This is a genomic window from Nocardia araoensis NBRC 100135, assembly GCF_000308435.1.
GTDB classification, from domain to species: Bacteria; Actinomycetota; Actinomycetes; order Mycobacteriales; family Mycobacteriaceae; genus Nocardia; species Nocardia araoensis.
Genome location: NZ_BAFR01000303.1, coordinates 1 through 4,798, shown reverse-complemented (window position 1 = coordinate 4,798; position 4,798 = coordinate 1). Strand labels below are relative to the sequence as shown.

At 62.4% G+C, this 4,798-nt stretch carries 3 protein-coding genes and 1 pseudogene; 2 read left to right on the top strand and 2 right to left on the bottom strand.

Annotated elements, in window-relative coordinates:
- A pseudogene (locus tag ON21_RS39735) lies at positions 1–403 on the bottom strand (hypothetical protein); the annotation flags it as partial.
- A 1,265-nt stretch (positions 404–1,668) separates the two neighbouring features.
- On the bottom strand, positions 1,669–2,397 hold the full coding sequence (locus ON21_RS30745; protein WP_039803821.1) for a helix-turn-helix domain-containing protein: 729 nt from the start codon (positions 2,395–2,397) through the stop codon (positions 1,669–1,671).
- 320 nt (positions 2,398–2,717) lie between these two features.
- Here ON21_RS30745 and ON21_RS30740 point away from each other — a divergent pair, with 320 nt between their 5' ends.
- Together ON21_RS30740 and ON21_RS30735 are read left to right on the top strand one after the other, a co-directional pair.
- Positions 2,718–3,587 carry an SDR family oxidoreductase gene (locus tag ON21_RS30740; RefSeq protein WP_245562801.1) on the top strand — a complete coding sequence of 290 codons (870 nt, stop codon included), beginning with the start codon at positions 2,718–2,720 and terminating at the stop codon, positions 3,585–3,587.
- A gap of 239 nt (positions 3,588–3,826) precedes the next feature.
- On the top strand, positions 3,827–4,585 hold the full coding sequence (locus ON21_RS30735; RefSeq protein WP_039803819.1) for a helix-turn-helix domain-containing protein: 759 nt from the start codon (positions 3,827–3,829) through the stop codon (positions 4,583–4,585).
- Positions 4,586–4,798 lie beyond the last annotated feature (213 nt).

Below are 4,798 nucleotides of genomic sequence, written 5' to 3'. Positions count from 1 at the left end.
GGACCGGCTCCACCGGTTCCTCAGGTGGCGGCGCCGGACGCGACGGTGCAGTGTTGCGTACCTCCGGCGGCTGCGAGTAGTAGATCGGGGGCGCGGGCTCCGACGGCACGGTTCCCGGCTCGGGCTCCTGTGCCGGTGGAGGAGGCGGAGGCGGAGCGGTTGTGCCGGGCTGCACCGGGCTGGTCACGCCGGGCTGATCAGCGATCGCGGCAAGGTTCTGGCTCGCCGTGGCGGTGCCTGCGGCGGCCATCATCGCCGCGGGCACCACGGCCGCCAAGATCGCCCGGCTACTGCGGCCAAGGCTGCTCGGGCAGCCTCGCCCCCAGGGCGCGTTGTTGTCGTGATCCTCGTGTACTGCGTCGTCACTATAGACGGCTCCAGTAAGTTCTCTGATCTTGCGCATGCCGAATAAACCCCCGTCTGGTAGGTATAAGAAAAATCCGAATCTTGGATTGCGCCTAGCGCGACTGTTCCGCCGCCGACCTCCCAGCAGCGAATCACTGCTGGGAGGCAGCATCTCGAGGCGAGACGGTCAGATGAAGGGAAGGATGAGCGCCAGAGCCTGGCCCGCCAGGGACAATCCGTTGGCGAGCACAGACAGGCCGGTATTCACCCATCCCAGAATGACTAATGGGTCCATCAGTTTCCTTTCAACGGTCGAACTTGCGTATCCATCAAAACCTGTCCTATGCAGCGAAATCCAGTGTTTCGGCCCACCGAATTTGCGTTAACGCAGCCAGCGTGAACTTGCAAAGTGGGCGACAACCTGGGACGTTTCGAACCGTTTTACGCAGCCAGCGGTAACCGAAATTCTTTGTACACCCGGACCGTCTGACACAGGAACGACTCAAGTTCGCCACAGTGAGGTAGATATGTCGAGCCGATGCGGCGCCTTACCGATCAGCGCGCAGGGGCCAACGATCGAAGCAGCAGGCGTCCGGAAAGCTCTGTTACAAGGGATAGCCGCAGCAGGTAACGCGCATTGACGCGCGTACTGATGCAGTTTGGAGTCATGGCATCAACTGCACGTCCTCGTACTGCTGACATGAGCCATGAAAGGGCGGCCAACTATTGGAAACCGCGTTGTGGCGGTACAGGGCGGCGGCGTTGTCTCCGCCTACGAGTCGGACGTCGGCGATCGGCTGTTTGCGGTTTCGCAAGATCCGGCACCGAGCGGGAGCGCGGATGGCTGGCGGTCGACTGAATTGCTGCAGCGATGTCGCTTGCGGTCAGGTACCACGACCGACCGGCCTTATGACCTGGCAGACGTCCCTTCCGCAGCTGTTCTTCATACCAGCGTGTGGATTTCCGCAACGCTTGAGCGCCTGCCTCGACGGGATATGTCGGCTCAAGCGGCTGATTCTCGGCGCTGCACGCCGACGGGTCCGCTGATCCCCCGTTTGCGTCCTCACTCATATCTCACACCTGCCTGACATTGTCGCCAGTGCAGATACGGGCTCGAGATTTCGATGACGACGAACTGGTGGCGACTACGAGACTCGCGGATTTATAGTACCCGCGCAGCCGATACGAGTAATTCGATGAGATAGACAGTCCACTGCTGCCGGCAGACCACGAACATCCGCGCTCGTCGCGAAGCGGCATTCGTGGGCGCACCCGGCAGCGCCGACAATCACTACCCACGTCATTTCTCACCGGAAGCAGCGTCTAGGCCACCTCGACGTTCGGCCCGCAGTATGGCACCGGAAGGGCGGTAAGCAGCAGTACGTCTCCGGTCTGACTGATCTCGGACATGGTGAGGCTATAGGACATCGCCTCGCCGGTATCGGCGTCGCGCCAGTGGAGTTGGTCACCGGTGCCCCGGCCGTAGGAGATGCTGATGCTGCTGGCCCATAGCCGAGCGAACGTACTATTGGGACGCAGCTGTCGCATCATCTCTCGGGCCTGCTCCGACGTCCGGTAGCGTCCCAATACCGCCTTGGTGGTTGCGACCGAGTGCGCGGCCTCACGATCCCAATCGATCACGATGTCTCTTGCAGCCGGACTGAACAGCCACACCGGCACCGACTCGCTGGCATCCAGCCCTGGTAGTGCTGACCGGAACGAACCATTACAGGCCAAGACGTTCCACATGGGATCCATGTAGGCCCCGAGCACTCCCCGTTCCTCGAGGGCATGGATATGGGTCATCAGGCGGTCGTTGTCGCACACGAGCCGACGAAGTTCCTTGGCGGGGGCAAGATCCTCCGCGGGCGCGCGAAGCTCGAGAAGGTGACGTGCTTGCGCGCTATCGAGTCGGTACCCCCGGATGAGCTTGTCAAGCGTTTCCAAGCTGGGTACTCGCTCGCCGCTCTCGATTTGACTCAGGTAAGAAGCACTGACCCTGGTGCGCTCGTAGCTGCCGGCGCGCGACAGCCCCAGGTGATTTCTGATCATCCAGCATGTCATCGACAGCGTCGGTATGCTCGGCTGCGTGCTGCGTCTTGGCTGGCGATGTGCTGGATGCCGGTTCAAGCGAACTCCCCCTCTCATGCACTGACCTCCGATATGGTGAGCGCGGGAGGCACGACCAACGATTGCCCCCGCAATTTGCCTTGGATCCCCTGGGCGGCAACAGTGTTGCTGCAGCCCGGTGGTCCTTTCTGCTCAACCTTTGCCGCCCCGCCGCCGGGCGTCAATATCACAATCGTTGATACCTACGCACCCGCCACTGAGCATGGTCAGCCGTTAGTGTGCGAGAAGTCGATCATGCGCAGATGGGGGATCTGATGTCCTTAGGTGAAGTGTCTTCGAGCCTGCTGGCCGGCAAGACAGCGATCGTCACTGGAGCTAGCCGAGGAATCGGTGCTGCGATCGCGATACGGCTGGCTGCGGAGGAAGCCAACGTGACGATGATCGGCCGCACGACCACACCGCATCCCAGGTACAGCGGCACGATCCATACCATGGCCGCAGAGGCGGAGGCCGCAGGCGGGGATATCCTGCCCATCGCCGCCGACGTGCGCGACGACAAGGCGATGGCGGATGCCGTGCAGCTGACCATAGACCGGTTCGGCGGTATTGACATGCTGCTGAACGTGGCGGCGGTGATCGAGCCCACACCAGCGATCACACTGACAATGAACCAATACGATCACATGCAGGACATCAATTGCCGCGCAACGCTTTTGATGACCAAGCTGTGCCTGCCAGCGCTCCAGGACTCGGCGCGAGCCGGCCGAGCACCGCAGGTCCTGAACATCTCGCCACCGATCAACCTGGCTCGGGAGCAGATCGGCAGGTTCGCCGGGTACACCGTCAGCAAGTACGGCACCTCATTGCTGACCATCGGGCTGGCACAGGAACTCGCTGATCAGGGCATCGCGGTCAATTCGTTGTGGCCGCGTACCACGATCGACACCGCGGCCGTGCGGAACAAGATCGGCGGCGACCAGGTCGCCGCAACCTCGCGCAACGTGTGGGTCATGGCCGATGCGGCACTGCTGATGCTCACACGCTCGACCTGCACCGGCGAGCTGATGCTCGACGAGGAAGTACTTGTCGCCCATGGAATAGCCGATCTGGACAGCTACCGCGCAACTCCGGGCACCGGTCCGCTGACCAACGACATCTTCATCGATGACTAGATCGGCCGGCACATCCCGCTCAACTCATCACACTATCGGGATCAGATGAAACTTGTTGTGCACCAATATGATTTGCGCCACGTTCAGGCCACCAGCCACCGATTCATTGAGAGACGATTGGTGCCTTTGCCTTAGCCTGGCCTGTTAGGCAGCCACGAAGCGTCTCGCGAGTCTGCACCCCTGACGATGTACCGCGCACGCTCCCACGGGCTGCTGGAAGCCGAGCAAAGGCGGATTCAATGGTTGACGATGACGATCTACCCGTGCTGGCCAAGCTACTGCGGGCCGAGCGCGAAGCTGCGGATCTGACGCGCGAAGAAGCTGCCCAGATCGTGAAGGTCTCCAAGACCCTCATCTACGCGTGGGAGCGCCAAGGACGGACTCCTTCGGCCGAGACACTCGAGGCGTTCTTGAACGGCCTCGAGGTTCCGCAGTGGCGAAGACCCAAGTACGCCGCGCTGACACAGCCGCTGCTCAACCAGCTCAACTGGGATATGGCGCCCGTGGTCACCCCGGACGATCAGCTCGGCTTGGACCACAACCTCGATCCCGCCTGCTACCACGACGACGCCTTCGACCTGTACGCCGCCAACCAACCGCTACTGACTCGCTTCCCCGGACTTGTTGCCCCCGCGCCCGACGCCGAGGTGCGGCCGAATCTGCTCGAGTGGGTGGTCCGGGATCCCGCTGCGAAGAAGGTCATCAGGAACTGGGAGGAGCGGGCCATCGTCATGGCCAACGCCTTCCTCGTTGTCGCGCCCGGCCGGATCCCCGAGCGGCGCATCCAGCAGATCATCGCTTCCTGCGAGCAGGCACCCGAATGGCCCGAGCTCTCCAGGATCCGCGCCACCGACGAGCACGTGCTCAACCAGCGCATTTTCCTCTGGGACCCTCAGACCGAGCGCTACGAGAACCGCATCATCACCGCCTACACCTTCAAATACCCTCCACGGCCGTACAACGTTCTCGTGATGCAGGCAATGGTGCCGCACAACTGACCCGCGCGAGAACCGATCGCACGAGCCATCGCCGTTTCCGGTCGGGTGCACATGCCGATGGTTGCGGCGATTCGATGGTTATGAGTGTCGTCGGCGCCGCGTGACGCCGCGCAGTGGTGGCCTCAGGTGTTCGGCATCGTTCGCGCGCCGCAACACCCACCGCGGTCCCACTCCCCTGCTAGCCTTGGGATCGAGCGGGCGCAGCTGCCATTC

What these genes read in the sequence shown, in the direction of transcription:
- ON21_RS30745 (WP_039803821.1), bottom strand. Translation starts at nt 2,397, where the DNA reads ATGATCAGAAATCACCTGGGGCTGTCGCGCGCCGGCAGCTACGAGCGC.
- ON21_RS30740 (WP_245562801.1), top strand. Translation starts at nt 2,718, where the DNA reads ATGGGGGATCTGATGTCCTTAGGTGAAGTGTCTTCGAGCCTGCTGGCC.
- ON21_RS30735 (WP_039803819.1), top strand. Translation starts at nt 3,827, where the DNA reads ATGGTTGACGATGACGATCTACCCGTGCTGGCCAAGCTACTGCGGGCC.